This is a genomic window from Streptomyces sp. TE5632 (genome assembly GCF_054061295.1).
The window spans coordinates 721,601-742,339 of sequence record NZ_JBSSEA010000003.1 but is presented as its reverse complement, the minus strand read 5'-3'; the positions used below and the strand labels follow the sequence as shown (position 1 = coordinate 742,339).

19 protein-coding genes, 1 pseudogene and 1 riboswitch are annotated in these 20,739 nt (G+C 70.4%); of the genes and pseudogenes, 13 read left to right on the top strand and 7 right to left on the bottom strand.

The annotated features are described in order from the left end of the window. Window positions 1-294 precede the first annotated feature (294 nt). Window positions 295-651 (top strand): HesB/IscA family protein, encoded by a 357-nt coding sequence (locus ACVW19_RS08535; protein ID WP_109377461.1) that lies wholly within the window; start codon window positions 295-297, stop codon window positions 649-651. Between the two features lie 116 nt (window positions 652-767). Here the strand turns inward: ACVW19_RS08535 and ACVW19_RS08530 are convergent, their stop codons facing one another. Together ACVW19_RS08530 and ACVW19_RS08525 are read right to left on the bottom strand one after the other, a co-directional pair. Continuing rightward, complete coding sequence (locus ACVW19_RS08530) at window positions 768-2,348, bottom strand: hypothetical protein (RefSeq protein ID WP_457464496.1); 1,581 nt, start codon at window positions 2,346-2,348, stop codon at window positions 768-770. Window positions 2,349-3,228: 880 nt separating this feature from the next. Next, window positions 3,229-3,438: a hypothetical protein gene (locus tag ACVW19_RS08525; RefSeq protein ID WP_457458054.1), complete on the bottom strand. Its 210-nt coding sequence runs from the start codon at window positions 3,436-3,438 to the stop codon at window positions 3,229-3,231. Between the two features lie 131 nt (window positions 3,439-3,569). On the opposite strand from ACVW19_RS08525, the gene ACVW19_RS08520 reads away from it, so the two are divergent. Continuing rightward, window positions 3,570-4,544, top strand: coding sequence for a carbohydrate kinase family protein (locus ACVW19_RS08520; RefSeq protein WP_457458052.1), 975 nt, complete (start codon window positions 3,570-3,572; stop codon window positions 4,542-4,544). A 39-nt stretch (window positions 4,545-4,583) separates the two neighbouring features. On the opposite strand, the gene ACVW19_RS08515 is transcribed toward ACVW19_RS08520, so the two are convergent. Beyond that, window positions 4,584-5,993 carry an aminotransferase class V-fold PLP-dependent enzyme gene (locus tag ACVW19_RS08515; protein WP_457458050.1) on the bottom strand — a complete coding sequence of 470 codons (1,410 nt, stop codon included), beginning with the start codon at window positions 5,991-5,993 and terminating at the stop codon, window positions 4,584-4,586. A 365-nt stretch (window positions 5,994-6,358) separates the two neighbouring features. Between ACVW19_RS08515 and ctaC the strand changes: the two genes are divergently transcribed. The 4 genes from ctaC to ACVW19_RS08495 all read left to right on the top strand — a co-directional run bounded on the left by ctaC (window position 6,359) and on the right by ACVW19_RS08495 (window position 10,865). Continuing rightward, window positions 6,359-7,348, top strand: coding sequence for an aa3-type cytochrome oxidase subunit II (gene ctaC, locus ACVW19_RS08510; protein WP_457458048.1), 990 nt, complete (start codon window positions 6,359-6,361; stop codon window positions 7,346-7,348). Then, window positions 7,345-9,081, top strand: coding sequence for an aa3-type cytochrome oxidase subunit I (ctaD, locus tag ACVW19_RS08505; protein ID WP_457458046.1), 1,737 nt, complete (start codon window positions 7,345-7,347; stop codon window positions 9,079-9,081). The genes ctaC and ctaD overlap by 4 nt, the downstream gene beginning before the upstream one ends. Beyond that, window positions 9,078-9,476 carry a cytochrome c oxidase subunit 4 gene (locus tag ACVW19_RS08500; protein ID WP_457458045.1) on the top strand — a complete coding sequence of 133 codons (399 nt, stop codon included), beginning with the start codon at window positions 9,078-9,080 and terminating at the stop codon, window positions 9,474-9,476. The genes ctaD and ACVW19_RS08500 overlap by 4 nt, the downstream gene beginning before the upstream one ends. 129 nt (window positions 9,477-9,605) lie before the next feature. Further along, entirely contained in the window at window positions 9,606-10,865 is a 1,260-nt protein-coding gene (locus ACVW19_RS08495) for an Ig-like domain-containing protein (RefSeq protein WP_457458044.1), read from the top strand. A 38-nt stretch (window positions 10,866-10,903) separates the two neighbouring features. On the opposite strand, the gene ACVW19_RS08490 is transcribed toward ACVW19_RS08495, so the two are convergent. Next, window positions 10,904-11,305 (bottom strand): hypothetical protein, encoded by a 402-nt coding sequence (locus ACVW19_RS08490; protein ID WP_457458042.1) that lies wholly within the window; start codon window positions 11,303-11,305, stop codon window positions 10,904-10,906. A gap of 200 nt (window positions 11,306-11,505) precedes the next feature. Here ACVW19_RS08490 and ctaE point away from each other — a divergent pair, with 200 nt between their 5' ends. The 6 genes from ctaE (at window position 11,506) to ACVW19_RS08460 (ending at window position 18,763) form a co-directional block, all read left to right on the top strand. After that, window positions 11,506-12,117 (top strand): aa3-type cytochrome oxidase subunit III, encoded by a 612-nt coding sequence (ctaE, locus tag ACVW19_RS08485; protein ID WP_457458040.1) that lies wholly within the window; start codon window positions 11,506-11,508, stop codon window positions 12,115-12,117. 79 nt (window positions 12,118-12,196) lie between these two features. Then, window positions 12,197-13,009 carry a cytochrome bc1 complex diheme cytochrome c subunit gene (gene qcrC / locus ACVW19_RS08480; protein WP_361462099.1) on the top strand — a complete coding sequence of 271 codons (813 nt, stop codon included), beginning with the start codon at window positions 12,197-12,199 and terminating at the stop codon, window positions 13,007-13,009. Then, window positions 13,006-14,055, top strand: a complete 1,050-nt coding sequence (gene qcrA, locus ACVW19_RS08475) for a cytochrome bc1 complex Rieske iron-sulfur subunit (protein ID WP_457458038.1) — start codon at window positions 13,006-13,008, stop codon at window positions 14,053-14,055. The genes qcrC and qcrA overlap by 4 nt, the downstream gene beginning before the upstream one ends. Then, a complete protein-coding gene (gene qcrB, locus ACVW19_RS08470) occupies window positions 14,052-15,704 on the top strand; it encodes a cytochrome bc1 complex cytochrome b subunit (RefSeq protein WP_457458036.1) in 1,653 nt (550 codons plus the stop codon). Before qcrA ends, qcrB begins: the two co-directional genes overlap by 4 nt. 151 nt (window positions 15,705-15,855) lie before the next feature. Continuing rightward, complete coding sequence (gene trpD, locus ACVW19_RS08465) at window positions 15,856-16,920, top strand: anthranilate phosphoribosyltransferase (RefSeq protein ID WP_457458035.1); 1,065 nt, start codon at window positions 15,856-15,858, stop codon at window positions 16,918-16,920. A 135-nt stretch (window positions 16,921-17,055) separates the two neighbouring features. After that, window positions 17,056-17,172: riboswitch (SAM riboswitch) on the top strand. Window positions 17,173-17,374: 202 nt separating this feature from the next. Further along, window positions 17,375-18,763: an aminotransferase class V-fold PLP-dependent enzyme gene (locus tag ACVW19_RS08460; RefSeq protein ID WP_457458034.1), complete on the top strand. Its 1,389-nt coding sequence runs from the start codon at window positions 17,375-17,377 to the stop codon at window positions 18,761-18,763. On the opposite strand, the pseudogene ACVW19_RS08455 reads toward ACVW19_RS08460, so the two are convergent. The 3 genes and pseudogenes from ACVW19_RS08455 to ACVW19_RS08445 form a co-directional block, all read right to left on the bottom strand. Next, window positions 18,718-19,101: pseudogene (locus ACVW19_RS08455) on the bottom strand (glycerate kinase); the annotation flags it as partial. The gene ACVW19_RS08460 and the pseudogene ACVW19_RS08455 overlap by 46 nt on opposite strands. Window positions 19,102-19,275: 174 nt before the next feature. Next, the gene (locus ACVW19_RS08450) at window positions 19,276-19,557 is read right to left on the bottom strand and encodes an Lrp/AsnC family transcriptional regulator (RefSeq protein WP_279336483.1); all 282 of its coding nucleotides are present in this window, start codon (window positions 19,555-19,557) and stop codon (window positions 19,276-19,278) included. Continuing rightward, window positions 19,554-20,288 carry a rhomboid family intramembrane serine protease gene (locus ACVW19_RS08445; protein WP_457458032.1) on the bottom strand — a complete coding sequence of 245 codons (735 nt, stop codon included), beginning with the start codon at window positions 20,286-20,288 and terminating at the stop codon, window positions 19,554-19,556. Before ACVW19_RS08445 ends, ACVW19_RS08450 begins: the two co-directional genes overlap by 4 nt. 157 nt (window positions 20,289-20,445) lie before the next feature. Here ACVW19_RS08445 and ACVW19_RS08440 point away from each other — a divergent pair, with 157 nt between their 5' ends. Continuing rightward, window positions 20,446-20,685, top strand: a complete 240-nt coding sequence (locus tag ACVW19_RS08440) for a hypothetical protein (protein WP_457458030.1) — start codon at window positions 20,446-20,448, stop codon at window positions 20,683-20,685. Window positions 20,686-20,739 lie beyond the last annotated feature (54 nt).

The window sequence follows — 20,739 nt, the reverse complement described above, 5'->3', positions numbered from 1 at the left end:
GACGACTTCTCGTCGAATTGACGCTATTATCATATCCGGTTCACGTCAGTTTGACGACGGCCATAGCGTCCATGTGACGTGAATCCCGGCGCCCCGCCGTTCATTCCCGAAGCCCCGCCAAAACGATTCGGAACGATTCCGAAGGGGGCCGCATGGACCGTTTTCCGCCCGCCGGGGCGTGTGCGAGCATGAAGACGGAGCCGAGAGAACAAGCTCCCGGCCCGGAATGAATCCGCGGCCCCGCCGGTTGCAACCGTCGGCAAGCAGTCTCCGTACAACCCGGGAGAGATGTAGATGTCCGTATCGGACGAGACCACCACCGCCACCGACGGCATCATCGTGACCGACGCCGCCGCGGCGAAGGTCAAGGCGCTGCTCGACCAGGAAGGCCGTGACGACCTCGCGCTGCGCGTCGCCGTCCAGCCCGGAGGCTGCTCCGGCCTGCGCTACCAGCTCTTCTTCGACGAGCGTTCCCTCGACGGCGACGTGGAGAAGGACTTCGACGGGGTGAAGGTCGTCACCGACCGGATGAGCGCCCCGTACCTGGGCGGCGCCACCATCGACTTCGTCGACACCATCGAGAAGCAGGGCTTCACCATCGACAACCCGAACGCCACCGGCTCCTGCGCCTGCGGCGACTCCTTCAGCTGAGCCGGGCCCTTCCGGGCCGGGACCCCTCCCGGACGGAACGGCACGGCACATGACGAAGGCGGCGGCCCCCTCCGACGGAGCCGCCGCCTTCGTGCTGTCCGGACGTTCTCAGCGCTTCATCGCGTCCTGTCGGCGGAGGGTGCCGTGGGCAGTCGCGCGCCGTCCTTGTGCAGCGGCACCGGCTCGCCGTCGGCGTCCACCACCTCACGGGCGGCCAGCGGCGCGTCGAGCCGTACCGTCTGCTGGTACTGCTTGGCGATCAGGATGCACACCTTGTTCGGCCAGGGCGTCTCGGTCACGGTGACGGTGACCCGGTCCCCGCGCTCGCTCGCCGTCGCCTCGTAGTCGGCGCACACCCCGCCCGTGAAGGTCACCGTCAGCTCGCCGCCCTCGGCGGTGTAGCCCTCGACCCCGACCTCGCGGGTGGACGGCGCCGAGGTCGGCTCGTCGCCGTTGCCCGGCTCCGTGGGCCGCCCGGTGCCGGACTCCCCGGGCCGGGCCCCGGGGGCGAGGTACTCAGGGGCGACCGCCGGATAGGTCACCGTGCCGCCGTCCTGCGAGGCCGTCGGCCGCGTCTCGAACAGCCAGGACGGTACGAGCATCTGCCGCCCGTCCACCGAGTGCGCGGCCAGCCCGAACACCGCCTTGTCGACGGTGACCGTGTCCTTGGCCGGCAGGGTCGTCGCCGTGACACACGGCTCCGACTGCTCCTGCTGCTCGCCCTCCAGCGGTACGGGAGTGGCGCAGCCGCCGATCTCCGCACGGTCGCCCGCGCCCGGTGCCGTGTTCATCAGCGCCAGCGCCTTTTCGGCGCTCACCACGGGATACGTGTCGCCCTTCACCGGCGTCGACAGCCGGCCGCTGCCGCCGACGACCTCGCCTCCGGCGCCGACGACCACGCCGGTCGTCCAGCCGTGCGTCGGCAACCCGCCCACCTCGGGCTCCGCGTTCACCACCCGCTTGACGCCCATGACCTGGCTCGCGTCGAGCTTCGCGTCGTCCTGGCCGAGCGCCTTCAGCACGGGCGCGGCGGCCTTCCTCGCGGCCTCCTCGGTCACCGCCGGATCCCCGCCGATCGGCGGGGTCCGGCAGGTCTCGCCCTTGCAGTCGTCGGTGCCCGGCGTGTACCGGCTGAACGTCCAGGTGCCGGGGGCGTCCCGGTCCACCCGCAGGGTGGGCCCGCTGCCGTCCTTGCCGCCGATCCGCCAGGAGTCGCCCTCCGCCACCGGCTTGCCGTCGACGTCGAGCGCCTTCGCCAGGTCGGCCACCTGCGCCTCGGTGATCTGCCCCCGGGCGCGGTAGACCGGCGCCGAGTCGGGGCCGTCGGGGAGAGCGCCGTCGGCGCGGTAGGCGGCGCCGTACGGGTTGGGCTCACCGGGCGCGATGCCGTGCGGCCCGCCCTCGGCGTAGGCGTCGAGGGTGAGCGGCGGGGGAGTGGCGTCCCCGTTCGCCCCCGGAGCCGTACCGCCGCCCGACCCGCCGACGGCACTGGCGGCGAGGTACGCTCCGCCGCCCCCGACCAGCAGCACGGCCGCGGCCACCGACGCGACCAGCACCGGCGACCGCCGCCACCCGGCTCCGCCGCCGTCTCCGTCACGACCGGCGCCGCTCCCGGACTCCGGGCTGACGGCCGCCTGCGGGGCGGCGGGCTCAGACGCTCCTGCGTCACCCTCCGGCACCTCGGCCCCGCCGCCCACGGCCTCCGGTTGCCCGTCCCGGTCCGGACGGGTCTCACCGGGTTCGCTCCCGGGGGCCCCGGGCTCACCTTCTGGGACCTTCGCGTTCTCGGGCTCCGGCGTCGACGGCTCGGCGGCGTCGGCCCGCGTGGCGTCGGCCTCCGAGGCCCCGGTCTCCGGGTTCTCGCCTTGATCCTGGTCGGCCGTCGAGGGCTCGCTCTTCGGGGCCGGGTCCTCGCTGCTGCCCGCCTCCGCGGCCGCGGCTTCCGGTGCCGGGCTGTCCGTGCCGTCCGCCGAGGGTGCCTCGGGCTCGCCTTCCGGGGGCTTCGTGTCCTCGGGCTCCGGGGTCTGCGGCTCGGTGGTGCCGACCTTCGCGTCACCGGAGTCCGGACCTTCGGCCTCCGGCTGTCCGGCCTGGGGCCGGGGGGCTTCCGCGGGGCCGTTCTCCGGGCCCTTGCCGCCGGCGGCCTGCGGGGCGGCTTCCCCTGCCGGGGTGGTCTCCGGGTCGTCCGCCGACGGCTCCGGCGCCTTCGCTGCATCGTCCTCGACGGCTTCCTCGGCGGTGGCCTCGGGCGTGGCGGAGCCGGATGCGGGGGTTCGGTCCGGGGCCTGCTGCTCCGGGGCGTCCTTCGTCGGGCCGTCGGCCGAAGCGCCCCCGGTGTCGCGCGCGCTGCCGGAGGCCCTCGCCTCGGCGTCGTCGTTGTCGGGCCGCTCGGTGTTCACCGCATCGCTCCTTCGGCTGCACAGCTGTCCCTGACGACCCTTCCCGGTCGCACCGGGACTGCTGGTGGGTCGTATCCCGTATCCCCTTTACGGGGGACAGCGATGGGACGCAGCGGGGGAGCGCACGGTTCCCGTTTGTTTCCCCGGGAGCCGTGATCCTGACCGGCGAAGGCCCGGCTCAGTCGCCGTAATCCGACATGGCGTCCAGCAGCCGGGCCGAGGACGACGGCACGGACACGCCGTGGATCAGGGACGGAGGCACCGGCCGGGTGTCGCCGTGATCCGGCGCCGCCCAGCGGGAGGCCATCCGGGCGCAGTCGCCGCGCAGCGACTCCAGGTCGCCTTCGAGGTCGGCCTGCGTGGGGACGTGCACCTTGAGGTTCGTCATAGCGGCACCGTACGCATGTCGAAGGTCACGAAGAAAGATCTACTATCGGGTAGTTTTGTCGGCTTCAAGTGGACGGCTGGTACCCGGTAGCGTGGGGTGTCAATCCCCCCTCCCTCAGGAGAGTCCACGCCGTGCGCATCGCAGTCACCGGCTCCATCGCCACCGACCACCTCATGACGTTCCCCGGGCGCTTCTCCGACCAGCTCGTCGCGGACCAGTTGCACACGGTCTCGCTGTCCTTCCTGGTCGACCAGCTCGACGTGCGCCGGGGCGGCGTGGGCGCGAACATCGCCTTCGGCATGGGCCAGCTCGGCACCCGGCCGATCCTCGTCGGCGCCGCGGGCCCCGACTTCGACGAGTACCGGGCCTGGCTGGACCGGCACGGCGTCGACACCGCGTCCGTCCGCATCTCGGAGACGCTGCACACCGCCCGCTTCGTGTGCACCACGGACGCCGACCACAACCAGATCGGCTCCTTCTACACGGGCGCGATGAGCGAGGCCCGGCTGATCGAGCTGAAGACCGTCGCCGACCGGGTGGGCGGCCTCGACCTGGTCTCCATCGGCGCCGACGACCCGGAGGCCATGCTCCGGCACACCGAGGAGTGCCGCTCGCGGGGCATCCCGTTCGCCGCCGACTTCTCCCAGCAGATCGCCCGGATGAACGGGGAGGAGATCCGCATACTGCTGGACGGGGCGACCTACCTCTTCTCCAACGAGTACGAGAAGGGGCTCATCGAGACCAAGACGGGCTGGACCGACGCCGAGATCCTCGCCAGGGTCGGCCACCGCGTCACCACCCTCGGCGCCCGGGGCGTACGCATCGAACGCGCCGGTGAGGACCCCGTCGAGGTCGGCTGCGCCCGGGAGGAGCGCAAGACGGACCCGACCGGCGTGGGCGACGCCTTCCGCGCCGGGTTCCTGTCCGGACTGGCCTGGGGCGTCTCACTGGAGCGCGCCGCGCAGGTCGGCTGCATGCTCGCCACCCTGGTCATCGAGACCGTCGGCACCCAGGAGTACCAGCTGCGCCGCGCCCACTTCATGGAGCGCTTCGCGCAGGCCTACGGCGACGAGCCCGCGGCCGAGGTGCAGAAGCACCTGGCCTGACGCCCCCGACGGGTTCCCCGGCCCATGTGGTCCGCCCGCTCAGGAGAGCCGGCGGACCACATGGGCCGAGCCGTGGTCCGCCGGCTCCTCGCCCACGTACTCCTGCCCGCGCATCTCGCACCACGCCGGGATGTCCAGCCGGGCCGCCTCGTCGTCCGCGAGGACCCGGACCGTGCCGCCCACCGGCACGTCGCCGATCACCTTGGCCAGCTCGATCACCGGGATCGGGCAGCGCCGGCCCAGCGCGTCCACCACCAGGGCGCCGCTTCCCCCAGCGGTGTGCTCGGCAGCTTCCCCGGCTCCCGCGGCCCCCGCCGCCACCGGAGCCCCCAGCTTCTCCCGCACCTCCGCCACCACCCGGGGCAGGACGGTCAGGAACCGCTCGACGTCCTCGGACTCCGTCCCCGGCGGCAGCGAGACCCGGACGTTGCCCTCGCTGAGCACCCCCATCGCCCTCAGCACATGGCTCGGGGTGAGCGTGCTGCTCGTGCACGAGGAACCGGACGACACGGAGAAGCCCGCACGGTCCAGCTCGTGCAGCACCGTCTCCCCGTCGACGAAGAGACACGAGAAGGTGACGATCCCCGGCAGCCGCCGCTCCGGATCGCCGACCACCTCCACGTCCGGCACCAGGGCCGGCACCCGCGTCCGGATCCGCTCCGTCAGCTCCCGCAGCCGGGCCGCCTCCTCGGCCGCCTCGGCGCGCACCGCCCGCAGCGACGCCGCCGCGGCCACCGCCGCCGGGATGTTCTCGAACCCGGCCGCCCGCCCCGATTCCCGCTCGTCCGGCGGCCCCTGGGGAGCGAACCGCACCCCCTTGCGCACCACGAGCAGCCCGACCCCCGACGGGCCGCCCCACTTGTGGGCGCTCGCCGTGAGCAGCGACCAGTCACCCGCCACCGGCCCCCAGCCCAGCGACTGGGCCGCGTCCACCAGCAGCGGTACGCCGGCCGCCCGGCACGCCTCGGCCACCTCGGCCACCGGCTGCACGGTCCCCACCTCGTGGTTGGCCGACTGGAGACAGGCCAGCGCGGTGTCCGGCCGCAGGGCCTGTGCGTACGCCGCGGGATCCACGGCACCCGTACGGTCCACCGCGACCTCGGTGACCGAACCGCCCCCGGCCTCGTGCACTTCCGCCGTATGGAGGACCGACGAGTGTTCGACCGCGGACACGATCAGGTGCGATCCGACGCGTCGCCGCCCGGCCAGCGCCCCCTCGACACCGGCGTGCACCGCCCGTGTGCCGGACGGGGTGAACACCAGCTCGTCCGGGCGGCATTCCACCGCCTCGGCGGCCGCCTCGCGCGCCGCGTCCAGCAGCAGCCGGGCCCGCCTGCCCTCCCGGTACAGCCGCGCGGGGTCCGCCCACCCCTCGTCCAGTGCGGCCAGCAGGGCCTGACGGCCGACGGGGTGAAGCGGGGCGGAGGACGCGGCGTCAAAGTAGGCCATACGGCAACGTTAAGGCGTGGCCCGGCCGGAGAGCGGCCAGGGGCCGCGCCCCTCGGCTGTCTTGCCACGGGGAAGGGCGGACGAGCCGGCCCTTCTGTACCCGCCTCGGCCCCGTCCCACACCCGTCCCGCCGGCCGAGTCCCCCGTGTGAGCGGTACTTTCAGGTGACAGGACGCCTCCTTCCCCTCTCTTCGGGGTGACGGGCGGCGCGTATGCCCCCCTCCCCGCGACCCCTCGGAAGGCGTCGGCTAGGGTTTGGTCCGCATAAACATCCAAACCCCTGCCCGACGCAGGGCGGCGACCGACCAGCGAGAAGGCCAGGCCGCAGCCGTACAGCGCGGGCGAGACTCTCGGGAAGGCGCTACGTGAGTCCCAACGGCTCCGACCTCCCCCACGGCCTGAAGGGCGTGGGTGGTACCCCCAAGCCGCGGCGCCCGATGCAGCGGAAGCTGCTGCAGGCACTGACCGCGGGCCTGGTCCTGGCGACCGCCACCGGTTGCACATGGGAGGACTTCCCTCGCCTTGGTATGCCCACCCCCACCTCAGAGCAGGCGGAGCGAATCCTCTCCCTGTGGCAGGGTTCGTGGGCGGCCGCGCTCGCCATCGGCGGGCTCGTGTGGGGCCTGATCCTGTGGAGTGTTTTCTTCCACCGGCGCAGCCGCACCAAGGTCGAGGTACCTCCGCAGACCCGGTACAACATGCCCATTGAGGCGCTGTACACCGTGGTTCCGCTCATCATCGTTTCGGTCTTCTTCTACTTCACGGCCCGGGACGAGTCCGAGCTGATGAAGCTCGACAAGCCCGACGTCACCGTCAACGTCGTCGGCTTCCAGTGGAGCTGGTGCTTCAACTACATCGAGAACGTGGAGGGTTCCTCCGGCGACGCGAAGACCTCCAAGGAACTCGACGCGATCCCGGACCGCTACAAGAACGCCTTCCCGGCCGACGCCGGCGGTGTCAACGACTGCGGTACCCCCTCCACGCGGAACCCGCAGACGAACAACCCGGGTCCCACCCTGTGGCTGCCCGAGGGCAAGCGGGTCCGGTTCGTCCTGACCTCGCGCGACGTCATCCACTCCTTCTGGGTGGTGCCGTTCATGATGAAGCAGGACGTCATTCCGGGCCACACCAACGCCTTCGAGGTGGTCCCCAACCGTGAGGGCACCTTCCTCGGCAAGTGCGCCGAGCTCTGCGGTGTCGACCACGCCCGGATGCTGTTCAACGTGAAGGTCGTCTCCCCCGAGCGCTACGAGGCGCACCTCAAGGAGCTCGCGGAGAAGGGACAGACCGGTTACGTTCCCGCCGGCATCGCGCAGACGAGCCACGAGAAGAACCGGGAGACGAGCACACTGTGAGCATCCTCAACGAATCCCAGGGTGCCGCGGCAGCTGTGGACTCCTATGAGAACGAGCTGCCGGTACGGCGCAAGCAGCCCGGCAACATCGTGGTCAAGTGGCTGACGACCACGGACCACAAGACGATCGGCACCATGTACCTGGTGACGTCGTTCGTGTTCTTCTGCGTCGGTGGCGTCCTTGCGCTGGTGATGCGCGCGGAACTCGCCCGGCCTGGTCTGCAGATCATGTCGAACGAGCAGTTCAACCAGGCGTTCACGATGCACGGCACGATCATGCTGCTGATGTTCGCGACGCCGCTGTTCGTCGGCTTCGCGAACTGGATGATGCCGCTGCAGATCGGCGCGCCCGACGTCGCCTTCCCGCGGCTGAACATGTTCGCCTACTGGCTCTACCTGTTCGGCTCGCTGATCGCGATCGGCGGTTTCCTCACCCCGGACGGAGCGGCCAGCTTCGGCTGGACCGGCTACGCCCCGCTCTCGGACGCCGTCCGCTCGACGGGCGCCGGCTCCGACATGTGGATCATGGGTCTGACCCTGCAGGGCTTCGGCACCATCCTGGGCTCGGTCAACTTCATCACCACGATCATCTGCATGCGCGCTCCGGGCATGACGATGTTCCGCCTGCCGATCTTCACCTGGAACGTGCTGCTGACCGGTGTCCTGGTCCTGCTCGCCTTCCCGGTGCTGGCCGCCGCGCTGTTCGCGCTCGAGTACGACCGGAAGTTCGGCGCGCACATCTTCGACGCCACCAACGGCGGGGCGCTGCTGTGGCAGCACCTGTTCTGGTTCTTCGGCCACCCCGAGGTGTACATCATCGCGCTGCCGTTCTTCGGCATCGTGAGTGAAATCGTGCCGGTCTTCTCGCGCAAGCCGATCTTCGGCTACATGGGTCTGGTCGGCGCGACGATCGCCATCGCGGGTCTGTCGGTGACGGTGTGGGCACACCACATGTACGCCACCGGCGGGGTGCTGCTGCCGTTCTTCTCCTTCATGACCTTCCTGATCGCGGTCCCGACCGGCGTGAAGTTCTTCAACTGGGTCGGCACCATGTGGAAGGGGTCGCTGAGCTTCGAGACCCCGATGCTCTGGTCCATCGGCTTCCTGGTCACCTTCCTGTTCGGTGGCCTGACCGGTGTCATCCTGGCCTCGCCGCCGCTGGACTTCCACGTCACCGACTCGTACTTCGTCGTGGCGCACTTCCACTACGTGGTGTTCGGCACCGTCGTCTTCGCGATGTTCGCCGGCTTCCACTTCTGGTGGCCGAAGTTCACCGGCAAGATGCTCGACGAGCGGCTCGGCAAGGTCACCTTCTGGACGCTGTTCATCGGCTTCCACGGCACCTTCCTGATCCAGCACTGGCTGGGTGCGGAGGGCATGCCGCGCCGCTACTCGGACTACCTGGCGGCCGACGGCTTCACCGCGCTGAACACGGTCTCCACGATCGCCTCGTTCCTGCTCGGCATGTCGCTGCTGCCGTTCTTCTACAACGTCTGGAAGACGGCCAAGTACGGCGAGAAGATCGAGGTCGACGACCCGTGGGGCTACGGCCGTTCCCTGGAGTGGGCCACCTCCTGCCCGCCGCCGCGGCACAACTTCCTCACCCTGCCGCGGATCCGCTCCGAATCCCCGGCCTTCGACCTGCACCACCCGGAGATCGCCGCTCTCGACCAGCTCGAGAACGCCGGTCACGGTGAGAAGGCCCTCTCCGGCGGTAAGGAGGCCGGCAAGTGAAGATCCAGGGCAAGATGTTCATGTGGCTGAGCCTCTTCCTGCTCGTCGTGGCGGTTGTCTACGGCGTGTGGTCGAAGGAGCCGGCCGGCACCACGGCCCTCTTCCTGGCCTTCGGCCTGAGCATCATGGTCGGCTTCTACCTGGGCTTCACCGCCCGGCGGGTCGACGTGGGCGCGCAGGACAACAAGGAGGCGGACGTCGCCGACGACGCCGGCGAAGTCGGGTTCTTCAGCCCGCACAGCTGGCAGCCGCTCGGTCTGGGGCTCGGTGGCGCCTTCGGATTCCTGGCCATCGCCGTCGGCTGGTGGCTGATGTACTTCGCGCTGCCGCTGATCCTGCTCAGTATCTGGGGCTGGGTCTTCGAGTACTACCACGGTGAGAACCGCACCCAGTAGCACATGCCGCGCGCCGCAGGGCCCGGACACTCCGTCAGGAGCGTCCGGGCCCTGCGTCTGCCATGTCATATGTCACTCGTTCGAGTCTTTCGGCGCGCCAGGGTTGACGAAGCTTCCTAGCGTGAGGCCATGAGACGTGATCCGCGTAACCGCACCGTCGTCGGCTGCACGCTGCTGGTGATCGCCCTGGGTGCGGGCGTCGCCGGCTGCTCCGCCGCCGGCGACCCGCTGTCTGCCGAGCCCTACGACGCGGCGGACCAGATATCCTTCAACGGCCCCACCGCCGAGGGCGGGACGGCCGACCCGGACACGCCCCTGGAGGTCGTCGCCGAGGACTCCGACGGGCGCATCACCGACGTCACGGCCGTGGACACCAAGGGCCGCCACGTGGCGGGCGAACTCGCCGCCGACGGCAGCCGCTGGCACAGCACCTCCCCGCTCGTCGCCGACGCGAGCTACACGATCCGGGTGAGCACCGAGGGCGTGGACGGGGCTCCCGGCCGCAAGGTCCTCGCCCTCACCACCGGCAAGCCGGCCAGCAAGAGCCTGGGCGTCGCCTTCGGCCCCGAGGCGGGCACCTACGGCGTCGGCCAGCCGCTCACCGCCGAGCTGACCGAGCCGGTCAAGGACCCCGCGCAGCGCGCCGTCGTGGAGCGCGGCCTGAAGGTGTCCTCCACGCCCTCGGTGCAGGGCGTCTGGCACTGGGTGGACGACAAGAAGCTCCACTTCCGTCCGAAGGACTACTGGCCCGAGAACGCCACCGTCCGGGTGCGCAGCACCCTGGAGGGCGTCAGGATCAACGACCGCCTCCGGGGCGGCCGGACCGAACCGCTGACGATCAGGACCGGCGACCGCGTCATAGCCGTCACCGACGTCGCGTCGCACCGGCTGACGGTCTACAAGGGCGACAAGCAGATCAAAACGATCCCCGTCACCGCCGGCAAACCCGGGTTCGAGACGCGCAACGGCGTCAAGGTGGTCCTCGGCAAGGAGCGCACCGTACGGATGCGCAGCAGCAGCATAGGCATAGCCGAGGGCTCCGCCGAGTCGTACGACATGCCCGTCCACTTCGCCGCCCGGGTGACCTGGAGCGGCGAGTACGTGCACGCCGCCCCCTGGTCCGTCGGCTCCCAGGGGTACGCCAACGTCAGCCACGGCTGCGTCGGCATGAGCACCGGTGAGGCCGAGTGGTTCTACGCCACCGTCCGCAGGGGGGACCTGGTCACGGTCGTGAACTCGGGCGGCGCCGACATGGAGCCGTTCGGCAACGGCTTCGGCGACTGGAACCTCAGCTGGACCGACTGGCGCGCGGGCAGCGCCCTGACGGGCGGCGCCGCGGGGGGCCCCGCCCCGGAGGAGAAGGCCCGCCTGCGCCCGCAGCCGGCCTGAGAGCCACCGCGAGCGCCGCGCCGGTGAGGACCGTGCGTTCAGACGTTCAGGGCGCTCTTCTGCCGCAGCAGGGAGGCGAGGGCCGAGGCGAACTCCACCGGCTCCACCGGCAGCGTCACAGCCGCCTCCGCGCGGCTCCAGGTGGCCAGCCAGGCGTCCTGGGGCCGGCCGATGAGCAGCAGCACCGGCGGGCACTCGAAGATCTCGTCCTTGATCTGCCGGCACAGGCCCATGCCGCCCATGGGCGTGGCCTCGCCGTCCAGGACGCAGACGTCGATGCCGCCCCGGTCCAGCTCCTTGAGGACGGCCGGGACGGTCGCGCACTCCAAGAACTCCACGACGGGCACGTCCGGGGCCGGCCGCCGGCCGGTGGCGAGCCGCACCTGCTCCCGGGTGTTGGCGTTGTCGCTGTAGACCAGCACCGTGGCGGTCGCCTGCATTGTTCCTCCACGCTTCTGAGGGGGCTCGGCATCGGCGGTACCGCGCGTGCCGATGGCGCGGATGCTACCCCTTCCGGCAGCTTGTCAACACTGGTTCGGACGTCGCTTCGATGGGCCATCCGGGCACTACAGGAGGGGCGAACACACCGAACGGCACCCCCCGGGGTGAGGGCGGGATAAGCGACCGACATAATGTCGGCGTGGCGACAGCAACGACAGTAGACACCGGGCACGCGCTCCCGTCGGTCAACCGACCGAACCTCACCAGCGTCGGAACCATCATCTGGCTGAGTTCCGAGCTGATGTTCTTCGCGGCCCTCTTCGCGATGTACTTCACCCTGCGATCGGTGACCGGACCCGACTTCTGGTCGGAGAAGGCCGACACCCTGAACTTCCCGTTCTCGGCGACGAACACCACGATCCTGGTGCTCTCCTCCCTCACCTGCCAGCTCGGCGTGTTCGCAGCCGAGCGCGGTGACGTGAAGAAGCTCCGGACGTGGTTCATCGTCACGTTCATCATGGGATCGGTCTTCGTCGGCGGTCAGGTCCTGGAATACACCGAGTTGGTCAAGCACTACGGTCTGACCATCTCCTCCGACCCGTACGGCTCGGTCTTCTATCTGACCACCGGCTTCCACGGCCTGCACGTTCTGGGCGGCCTGTTCGCCTTCCTGCTGGTCCTCGGCCGGACCTACGCGGCTCGGAGGTTCACCCATGACCAGGCGACGGCGGCCATCGTCGTGTCCTACTACTGGCATTTCGTCGATGTCGTCTGGATCGGCCTCTTCGCCACGATCTACATGATCAAGTAGGCGGGCTCGAATCCGCGCGCTCGAAGAGCGCATCCATCCAGAAGCATCGACGCAGAAGATCCTGACACCGGGGTAATCCGTGAAAAAGCTCTCCGCACGACGACGCCACCCGTTGGCGGCGCTCGTCGTTCTGCTCCTCGCGCTGGCATGCACCGGGGGGCTGTACGCCGTGTTCGCACCCGCGAGCAAGGCGCAGGCCGACGAAACCGCCCAGTCCCTCGCCATCGAGGAGGGCAAGAAGCTCTACGCCGTCGGCTGCGCCAGCTGCCACGGCACCGGCGGTCAGGGCACCACCGACGGCCCCAGCCTGGTGGGCGTGGGCGCCGCGGCCGTTGACTTCCAGGTGGCCACCGGCCGGATGCCGGCCGCCACCTCGCAGAGCGCGCAGCTCCCGCGAAAGAAGGCCGTCTACAACCAGGCCGAGATCGACCAGCTGGCGGCGTACATCGCCTCCCTGGGCGCCGGCCCGGCCATTCCCACCGAGGAGCAGTACGGCCCCGAGGGCGCCGACATCGCCAAGGGCGGTGAGCTGTTCCGCAACAACTGCGCACAGTGCCACAACTTCACCGGCCAGGGCGGTGCGCTCACGCACGGCAAGTACGCCCCGAGCCTCGAGGACGTGGACCCCAAGCACATCTACGAGGCCATGCTGACCGGTCCGCAGAACATGCCCTCCTTCCCCGACGGTTCGCTGTCGGAGCAGAACAAGAAGGACGTCATCGCCTACGTGAACGCGGTCAACGGCAAGGAGACCTCGAGCCCCGGCGGTCTGACGCTCGGCGGACTCGGCCCGGTGTCCGAGGGTCTGTTCGCGTGGATCTTCGGACTCGGCGGGCTGATCGTGACCGCCGTCTGGGTCGCCGCTCGGACCGCAAAGGCCAGGAAGTCATGAGTAGCCAAGAGACCCCCGACGAGAAGCTGCCCGCAGAGCAGGGCGGCGCGGTCCGCGTCGCGGACGAGAAGAACCCGTTCGCCGACCCCGGGCTGCCTCCGCACGAGCCCCGGATCCAGGACATCGACGAGCGGGCCGCCAAGCGGTCCGAGCGTACGGTCGCCCTCCTGTTCACGCTGTCGATGCTGGCCACCGTCGCCTTCATCGTCGCGTTCGTGGCGATCCCGATCGACAAGTCCGTCTACATCTTCCCGCTGGGTCAGATCGGCGCGCTGAACTTCGCGCTCGGTACGACCCTCGGTGTCGCCCTGTTCGCCATCGGCGCCGGCGCGGTCCACTGGGCCCGCACGCTGATGTCGGACCACGAGCTCACCGACGAGCGGCACCCGATCGCGGCACCGCCCGAGGTCCGCGAGAAGGTCATGGACGACTTCCGCCAGGGCGCCAAGGAGTCGGTGCTCGGACGGCGCAAGCTGATCCGCAACACGATGTTCGGCGCGCTCGCCCTGTTCCCGCTCTCCGGAGTGGTGCTGCTGCGTGACCTCGGGCCGCTGCCCGAGGACAAGCTGCGCCACACCCTGTGGTCCAAGGGCAAGCTGCTCATCAACATGAACACGAACGAGCCCATGCGGCCGTCCGACATCGCCGTGGGCTCGCTGACCTTCGCCAAGCCCGAGGGCCTGGAGGAGGACGAGCACGGGTTCATGAACGAGATCGCCAAGGCCGCCCTGATGCTCGTCCGCATCCAGCCGGACAACATCAAGGACAAGCAGTCGCTCGAGTGGTCGCACCAGGGTATTCTCGCTTACTCGAAGATCTGTACCCATGTCGGTTGCCCGATCTCCCTGTACGAGCAGCAGACGCACCACGCCCTGTGCCCCTGCCACCAGTCCACCTTCGACCTTGCCGACGGAGCCCGGGTCATCTTCGGTCCCGCCGGACACGCCCTGCCGCAGCTGCGCATCGGTGTGAACGACGAGGGCTACCTCGAAGCGCTCGGCGACTTCGACGAGCCCGTCGGTCCTTCATTCTGGGAGCGCGGATGAGTACCACGACCAGTAGCACGAACCCATCGGGCGCGGGTCGCTCCCGTGGGAAGGCGCCGGCCGGCGAACGGGTCGCCGACTGGGCGGACAGCCGGCTGGGGATCTACTCCCTGGCCAAGGCCAACATGCGCAAGATCTTCCCGGACCACTGGTCGTTCATGCTGGGTGAGGTCTGCCTCTACAGCTTCATCATCATCATCCTCACGGGTGTGTATCTGACGCTGTTCTTCCACCCGTCGATGAACGAGGTGGTGTACCACGGCAGCTACGTCCCGATGCAGGGACAGCTGATGAGTGAGGCCTACAAGTCGACGCTGGACATCAGCTTCGACGTCCGTGGCGGTCTGCTGATCAGGCAGATCCACCACTGGGCCGCGCTGATCTTCGTGGCCGGCATGTTCGTGCACATGATGCGTGTGTTCTTCACCGGCGCGTTCCGCAAGCCGCGTGAGGTCAACTGGGTGTTCGGCTTCCTGCTGCTCGTCCTGGGCATGTTCACCGGGTTCACCGGCTACTCGCTCCCGGACGACCTGCTCTCCGGCACCGGCATCCGCTTCACGCAGGGCGCGATCCTGTCCGTCCCGATCGTCGGCACGTACATCTCGATGTTCCTCTTCGGCGGGGAGTTCCCGGGGGACGACTTCGTCGCCCGGTTCTACTCGATCCACATCCTGCTGTTGCCGGGCATCATGCTCGGCCTCGTGGTGGCGCACCTGATCCTGGTCTTCTACCACAAGCACACGCAGTTCGCGGGCCCCGGCAAGAGCAACAAGAACGTCGTGGGCATGCCGTTCCTGCCGGTGTACGTCGCCAAGGCCGGAGGCTTCTTCTTCCTGGTCTTCGGTGTGCTGTGCGTCGTCTCGGCGGTCGCGACGATCAACCCGGTCTGGAACATCGGCCCCTACCGGCCGGACATGGTCTCCACCGGAGCCCAGCCCGACTGGTACATGGGCTTCTCCGAGGGCCTGGTCCGTGTGATGCCGGGCTGGGAGATCAACTTCTGGGGCCACACGCTCGCCCTGGGTGTGTTCATCCCGCTGATGGTCTTCGGGCTGGTCCTGGTGTCCATCGCCGTCTACCCGTTCATCGAGTCCTGGGTCACCGGGGACAAGCGCGAGCACCACATCCTGGACCGCCCGCGCAACGCCCCGACGCGCACCGCCTTCGGCGTCGCGTGGATCACCCTGTACTTCATCTCCCTCGTCGGCGGTGGCAACGACCTGTGGGCCACCCACTTCAACCTGTCGATCAACGCGATCACCTGGTTCGTCCGCATCGGGTTCTTCGCCGGGCCCGTGGTGGCGTTCATCGTCACCAAGCGGATCTGCCTCGGCCTGCAGCGCCGGGACAAGGACAAGGTGCTGCACGGCCGCGAGACGGGCATCATCAAGCGCCTGCCGCACGGTGAGTTCATCGAGGTCCACGAGCCGCTCAGCCAGGAGCAGCTGCACACCCTCACGGCGCACGAGCAGTACAAGCCGGTCGAGATCGGCCCGCTGGTCGACGAGAACGGCGTCGAGCGCAAGGTGAAGCCGACCGAGAAGCTGCGCGCCAAGCTCAGCAAGGGGTACTACGGCGAGGGATCCCAGATCTCGAAGCCGACCGTCGAGGAGTACAAGGAGATCACGAGCGGCCACGGCCACCACTGATCACCTGAACCTCGTACGACACCCAAGTCGCCACACGACGGCGAAGGGCCCCCGTCCGCAGACCGGACGGGGGCCCTTCGCCGTGCTCCGGGCTGGATAAGGTGGGAGACGAACCCCTTCTTTACACCTGTCTATGACCCAGGAGCGGCAGATGAGCGCTGTGACCCCCGCAGGAGGCAACACCGCGGCGGACCGCTCCTGGCCCGTCCTGCTGAACGGACTGCTGGACGGACACGACCTGTCCGCCGACGACACCGCCTGGGCGATGGACCTGATCATGCGCGGTGAGGCCACCGACGCGCAGATCGCCGGGTTCGCCGTGGCCCTGCGGGCCAAGGGTGAGACGGTCGACGAGATCGTCGGCTGCGTCCGGGCGATGTACGAGCACGCCGTCGCGATCGAGGTGCCGGGGGAGACCGTCGACATCGTCGGCACCGGCGGCGACGGCGCCAAGACGGTGAACATCTCCACGATGTCCTCGATCGTCATCGCGGGAACCGGAGCGAAGGTCGTCAAGCACGGGAGCCGGGCCGCCTCCTCCGCGTCCGGCGCCTCCGACGTCCTGGAGAAGCTCGGCGTCAACCTGGAGCTGACCCCGCAGCGGGTCGCCGAGGTCGCGGAGGAGGCCGGGATCACCTTCTGCTTCGCGGTGAAGTTCCACCCGGCGCTGCGCCATGTGGCCGCCGCGCGAGGACAGCTGGGTGTCCGTACGGTGTTCAACTTCCTGGGCCCGCTGGCCAACCCGGCCCGGGTCCGGGCCCAGGCCGTCGGGGTCGCCGACCCGAGGATGGCGCCGATCATGGCCGGTGTGTTCGCCGACCGCGGTCACTCCTCGCTGGTGTTCCGCGGTGACGACGGCCTCGACGAGCTGACGACCACCGGCACCTCGCGGGTGTGGGTGGTCCGGGACGGCAAGGTGACCGAGGAGCACTTCGACCCGCGAGACGTCGGCATCGAGCCCGTGCCGCTGGAGGCGCTGCGCGGCGCCGACGCCTCGTACAACGCCGAGGTCGCCCGGCGGCTGCTGGACGGCGAGCGGGGCCCGGTGCGGGACGCGGTGCTGCTGAACTCGGCGGCGGCGCTGGTGGCGCTGAAGCCGGGCACCGGGACCCTGGTGGAGCAGATCCGGGCGGGGATGGCCGAGGCCGCCGACTCCATCGACTCGGGAGCCGCCAAGCGGGTCCTGGAGCACTGGGTGGCGGTCAGCAACGCGTGAACCGCCGCCGCGGCGGCCGGCCCCCGTTCGGCCGCCGCCCGGCCGCATCCGACGCGACAGGGGCGCGGTCCGGAACCGTCCAGGATCCGGACCGCGCCTTGCGTGTCGCGGACCGTGTGGCAGGATCTCGGACCAGGTCATGAGTGACAGCCATCAGGCCCCGGCCGGCTGTCCGGCAACCCTCCGTCCGTGGCGGGGTGCCCCGGGTGAGGACCAGGCCGCGAGCAGCAGGGCTCGCGGCAAGCGCGGACCCCTCGCACTCGATCGAGTGGACACACCAGGGGTCCTGGTCGTTCGAGGGAGCCTCCCAGTGAACCAGCGAATGCGCTAGGGCGTTTCTGACGGCCCCGAAGAGGCCGCAGAGCCCCGCCTCCGCACCCCCTTTTCGCCTCTCCCACGCTCGAGCCGTGTGCGCTCGCGTGGTGATTCCGCCTGCCTCCACGGGAGTTCACCCATGTCCGTTTCCACTGTCCCCGCTGTCGCCCCCGTCGCCGACGACCGGTTCGGCGGTGCGCTGCTGCCGGTCCTGGGGCGCGACGTCGCCGTCCCGCTCGTCACCGGCGGCGAGATCGGCCACGCCGCGCTCGACTACGCCGCCAGCGCCCCCGCGCTCCAGCGCGTGTGGGACGACGTGGCCGCGTACGCGCCGTACTACGGCAGCGTCCACCGGGGCGCGGGACATCTCTCCCAGCTCTCCACCGAGCTCTTCGAGAACGCCCGCCGGACCGTCGCCGAGTTCCTCGGCTGCCGTGACGGGGACCAGGTGGTCTTCACCCGGTCCACCACCGACTCGCTCAATCTGCTCGCCGCCGCCCTCCCGGAGGACTGCCAGGTCTTCGTCTTCGAGACCGAGCACCACGCCTCGCTGCTGCCCTGGCGCGGAGGTTCCCGCGTCACCCTCCTCGACGCCCCGGACAGTCCGGAGCAGGCCGTGCGGTCCCTGGAGCACGCCCTCGTCGACCGTGAGCCCCACGGCCCGGCCCTGGTCTGCGTCACCGGCGCCTCCAACGTCACCGGCGAGCTGTGGCCCGTACGGGAACTGGCCGCCGCCGCCCACGCGCACGGCGCCCGGATCGTCCTGGACGCCGCCCAGCTCGCCCCGCACCGCGCGGTGAGCGTGCGTGACCTGGACGTCGACTGGGTGGCCTTCTCCGGCCACAAGCTGTACGCGCCGTTCGGCTCCGGTGTCCTGGCCGGCCGCGCCGACTGGCTGCGCCGGGCCGAGCCCTACCTCGCGGGCGGCGGCGCCAGCCGCACCGTCACCCGGCGCGCGGACGGTTCGCTGGACGTCCGGTGGCACGAGGGTGCGGCCCGGCACGAAGCGGGCTCGCCCAACGTCATCGGAGCCCACGCCATCGCCTCGGCCTGCGAGGCGCTCGGCGAGGCCGGGTTCGACGCGCTGGCCGCCCGTGAGGAGCGGCTGATCCGCACGGTACGGGACGGGCTCGCGGACGTGCCCGAGGTGCGGTTCCTGTCGCTGTTCGGGGACGACGCGCCGCGCGTCGGCGTGCTCTCCTTCGTCGTCGACGGCTGGAGCAGCTCCCACTTCGCCGCGGCCCTGTCCGCCGAGTACGGCATCGGCGTACGGGACGGGCTGTTCTGTGCCCACCCGCTGCTGCGCGCCCTGCTCGGCGGCGACCCGCGGACCCCGGGCGAGTGCGGTGCCCCCGAGGCGGCGTCCGGCGAGAGGCCCCTCGACGCGATCCGCGTCAGCTTCGGCGCGGGCACCCCGGACGAACACGTGGAGCGCTTCGTCCGCGCCGTCAGGGAGCTCGTGCGGGACGGCGCCCGGTGGAGCTACCGCACGGTCGACGGCCGCTGCGTACCGGACACGTCCGCCTGAGCCGGGCCGCCCAGGGCACCGGGCCGGAGCCCGGCGGAGGCGGGGCCGGGCAGGCGGGTGCCCGGGACGATCACGCGCAGGGCACGTTCCGTGGCGCCGGTGAGGAGTTCGGCGCCGCGGGCCGGCGCCTCGGCGAGGGGCGTCGGGGCGGGGAGGACGCCGTGGCAGGCGTCCACGCCCGGCACCTCGTGCGCGCCCTCGCCGAGCGTCCCGGCCAGGGCGAGCACCGCCCGCCGCCCGTACAGCTCGGCGCGGCGGGCCACCTCCGCCGGTACCTTCCCGCGCGGTGTCCGGTGGTCCAGGGCGCCCTCGGGCTGTGCGGGGCTGTCGGAGAGCGCGAAACCGGTCGCGGCGATGCCCGGCGGGATCAGTGCGACGGCGGCCAGGTCCGCCGTCCGGCGGGTGAAAACCATGGACCCGGTCCTGCGCACCCGACCGGACTGCGCGGATGAGCAGGAGACGAAGGACTCCTCATCTCCGGCCGCCCGGCCGCGGTGGTCGCGGTGGTCGCCTCAGCTGTCCAGACCGATCGCGAACGCGGCCTCCAGGTCGTGCTGCGAGTACGCGCGGAACGCCACGTGCGTGTCGGTCCCCTCCACGCCCGGGATCTTGCTGATCCGGCCCGGGATGACCTCCGCCAGGTCCTCGTGCTGCTTGACCCGCACCATGGCGATCAGGTCGTAGGTGCCGGTGACGGAGAAGACCTCGCTGACGCTGTCCAGTGCGGCGATCTGCTCCGCGATCTCGGGGATCCGGTCCACGCTGGTCTTGATGAGGACGATCGCGGTGATCACGGCTGGTTCTCTCCCTCGGGAGCCGGAGCTGGGGCGGCTCTCACTGTAGTCGCCCCTCGGAAACGCGCCCACGCGCAGCAGAAGCCCAGCCCGAAGCCCACCAGGTGCGCCAGATACGCCACCCCGGGACCGTCGGAGGCGGGCACCGCCGCCAGCCACTGCAGCACCGCCCAGAACGGCAGCACGACCCATGCCGGGAAGCGCACCGGCAGGAAGAACAGGAACGGCAGCAGACTGGTCACCCGCGCCCGGGGGAACAGGAAGAGGAACGCGCCGAGGACCGCCGAGATCGCTCCCGAGGCCCCCACCACGGACTGCTCGGAGTCCGTGTGGACGGCGGCGTACCCGAGCAGGGCCAGGTAGCCGCAGCCGACGTAGAACAGGAGGAACTGCAGGCGGCCCATCCGTGCCTCGGCCATCGTCCCGAAGACATGGAGGAAGAGCATGTTGCCGAGCAGATGCACCCAGCCGCCGTGAACGAACAGGGCCGTGGCGGGGGTGAGAGCGGCGCCGGGGGAGCCCTCGAACAGTTCTGCGGGGATCACGCCCCAGCGGCGGAAGTAGCTCCGCTGCGCGGCCAGCAGTTCCTCCCCGGACCCGTACGCCGGATCGAGCCCCGAGGCCGGTCCCATGAGGAAGACCGCGCAGCACAGGACGATGAGGGTGTGGGTCACCGGTGCCGACGGGCGCCTCAGCGCTCCGGCGGCCGACGCCCCCCAGTCACGGATCATGAACACAGAGCATGACGTAAGGGGACGCAACCGCACAGACCGCCTCGCCGCCGTGGACGGGCGGGCGGCGAGGACCCGCCAGGCCGTAGGGTTACGTGCCACACGCGCCGGGGTGCCCGGCGCGTCACGGACACTGGAAGAAAGGCGAACAGCCACGATGACGGTCCCCCAGCCGACTGCCGCGACACGGTGGCGCTGCACCCTCTGCGGCAACCTCACCCGGTTCGACGTGACCCGCTCGTCCAAGGTCGTCGAGTACGTCCACCTCGACCTGGCGGGGGAGCCGAAGGTCGAGGAGCGCGAGGTCCTCGGTGAGACGATCGAGTCGGTGCGGTGCCGCTGGTGCAACGCCGTGGACCAGGTGGAACTCGTCGACAGGCCGGGCGCCGGCTCCTGAGTGGAGCGGGCCCCGCTCAGCAGACCCCGCACGCGGGGTCGCACACAGGCATTG

What these genes read in the sequence shown, in the direction of transcription:
- ACVW19_RS08495 (WP_457458044.1), top strand. Translation starts at nt 9,606, where the DNA reads ATGAGACGTGATCCGCGTAACCGCACCGTCGTCGGCTGCACGCTGCTG.
- ACVW19_RS08460 (WP_457458034.1), top strand. Translation starts at nt 17,375, where the DNA reads ATGTCCGTTTCCACTGTCCCCGCTGTCGCCCCCGTCGCCGACGACCGG.
- qcrB (WP_457458036.1), top strand. Translation starts at nt 14,052, where the DNA reads ATGAGTACCACGACCAGTAGCACGAACCCATCGGGCGCGGGTCGCTCC.
- ACVW19_RS08440 (WP_457458030.1), top strand. Translation starts at nt 20,446, where the DNA reads ATGACGGTCCCCCAGCCGACTGCCGCGACACGGTGGCGCTGCACCCTC.
- ACVW19_RS08515 (WP_457458050.1), bottom strand. Translation starts at nt 5,993, where the DNA reads ATGGCCTACTTTGACGCCGCGTCCTCCGCCCCGCTTCACCCCGTCGGC.
- ACVW19_RS08490 (WP_457458042.1), bottom strand. Translation starts at nt 11,305, where the DNA reads ATGCAGGCGACCGCCACGGTGCTGGTCTACAGCGACAACGCCAACACC.
- ACVW19_RS08535 (WP_109377461.1), top strand. Translation starts at nt 295, where the DNA reads ATGTCCGTATCGGACGAGACCACCACCGCCACCGACGGCATCATCGTG.
- ACVW19_RS08445 (WP_457458032.1), bottom strand. Translation starts at nt 20,288, where the DNA reads ATGATCCGTGACTGGGGGGCGTCGGCCGCCGGAGCGCTGAGGCGCCCG.
- trpD (WP_457458035.1), top strand. Translation starts at nt 15,856, where the DNA reads ATGAGCGCTGTGACCCCCGCAGGAGGCAACACCGCGGCGGACCGCTCC.
- ACVW19_RS08525 (WP_457458054.1), bottom strand. Translation starts at nt 3,438, where the DNA reads ATGACGAACCTCAAGGTGCACGTCCCCACGCAGGCCGACCTCGAAGGC.
- qcrA (WP_457458038.1), top strand. Translation starts at nt 13,006, where the DNA reads ATGAGTAGCCAAGAGACCCCCGACGAGAAGCTGCCCGCAGAGCAGGGC.